The organism is Streptomyces sp. NPDC051582 (assembly GCF_040681715.1).
GTDB lineage: Bacteria > Actinomycetota > Actinomycetes > Streptomycetales > Streptomycetaceae > Streptomyces.
In genome coordinates, this window is the sequence record NZ_JBFAZJ010000109.1 from 1 (window position 1) to 1,413 (window position 1,413).

Consider the following 1,413-nt stretch of genomic DNA (forward strand, 5'->3'; position numbering starts at 1 on the left):
TAGGCCGTGTATCGGAAGCGGATCATGCGCATAGGGTGTCGGCATGTCGCTGAGCCACATAGCCCTCTCGTCCGGTCGCTCGATCGAACTCACCGAGCTGCGGATGTCTACGACCTACGGGGGGATGCTGGAGGGCTATCCGTGCCAGCGCATCAACGACATGAAGGTCAGCGGCCTCCTGCGGCAGGCCGAGCGTGCGTTCTCCTTCGCGCCAGTTCATCTCGTTCCGCCCTCCCGCGAGTACCCGGACCAGACCGCCGGCGCCTTCGGCCCAGTTGAGGTACTGCCTTCCGTGGCTTGCATCGGTGTCTTCGGCTCGACAGCGGTCGACCCCGAGCTCGACGCGGTGCTGCACCGCTCCGCTCTCATCGTGGCCTGGTTCCAGGCCACCCCGGATGTCCCGTCGGGTGAGAACGCTGATCTTGCTCTTCGCAGCATTCGCTGGGAAGAGCTGGCTCGGGACTACGAGCTCTAGGGATACGTGCCGATCACAGCCACTCGTTGATGGCGGCTACGAGGACAGTGGCCTCATAGCGGACGGCGAGCTTGTCGTATCGCGTGGCGACAGCCCGGTGTCTCTTGAGCCGGTTGATCCCGCACTCGACCGCATGGCGCTTGCGGTAGTCGACCGGGTCGAAATGCGGCGGACGGCCGCCGCGGGAACCGAGCTTCTGGCGGTTGCGTGCCTGGTCGGCCTTGTCGGGGATGGTGCAGCGGATTCCGCGGCGGCGCAGGTAGGCGCGGTTTCTACGGGAGGCGTACGCCTTGTCCGCGCGGACTCGGTTGGGACGGACGCGTGGCCGGCCCGGACCGATGCGGGGCACTCGGACCTTCTCCAGCACGGGCTCGAACTGCGGCGAGTCCCCGTGCTGCCCGGCCGAAATCACGATCGACATAGGCCGTTGACCTTGCTCGACGGCCAAGTGCAGCTTGGTGGTGAACCCGCCGCGCGAGCGTCCCAGTCCATGATCTCCGGGCTCGGTGAACACACCGCCTGGTGGTTCCTTCTGCAGATCACCCTGCTTGCGGGCCCCGGCCGCATGCTGATGAGCGCGGCACACTGTGGAGTCGACGCTCAGGTCCCACGTGATCGCCCCCTTCGCGTCCGCCAGAGACTGGAGCTGCGTGAAGACCCTGTGCCAGATGCCGTCCCGTTGCCACCGGCGGAACAGGTCGTAGATCCGGCCCCACGGTCCGTACTCGACGGGCACGTCCCGCCACGGGACACCGGTGCGGACCCGGAATCGTATGCCGTCGATCAGCCGTCGCCGGGGCCAGACGGGCGGTCGCCCCGTCTTCGTCCTCTTCGGCAACAACGGCTCCAGCACCGCCCACTGTTCATCCGTGAGATCTCCCCGCCCCATGAACAGCGATCATCCAACGCTCAAGATCCACTTTCGACACACGGCCTAG

The 1,413-nt window shown here is 66.5% G+C and carries 2 protein-coding genes; one reads left to right on the forward strand and one right to left on the reverse strand.

Features of this window, described 5'->3' with window-relative positions:
- Positions 1 to 43: 43 nt before the first annotated feature.
- Positions 44 to 475, forward strand: a complete 432-nt coding sequence (locus AB0M92_RS39280) for a hypothetical protein (RefSeq protein ID WP_366107195.1) — start codon at positions 44 to 46, stop codon at positions 473 to 475.
- A gap of 13 nt (positions 476 to 488) precedes the next feature.
- On the opposite strand, the gene AB0M92_RS39285 is transcribed toward AB0M92_RS39280, so the two are convergent.
- Positions 489 to 1,364, reverse strand: coding sequence for an IS5 family transposase (locus AB0M92_RS39285; protein WP_366107196.1), 876 nt, complete (start codon positions 1,362 to 1,364; stop codon positions 489 to 491).
- Positions 1,365 to 1,413 lie beyond the last annotated feature (49 nt).

What these genes read in the sequence shown, in the direction of transcription:
- AB0M92_RS39280 (WP_366107195.1), top strand. Translation starts at nt 44, where the DNA reads ATGTCGCTGAGCCACATAGCCCTCTCGTCCGGTCGCTCGATCGAACTC.
- AB0M92_RS39285 (WP_366107196.1), bottom strand. Translation starts at nt 1,364, where the DNA reads ATGGGGCGGGGAGATCTCACGGATGAACAGTGGGCGGTGCTGGAGCCG.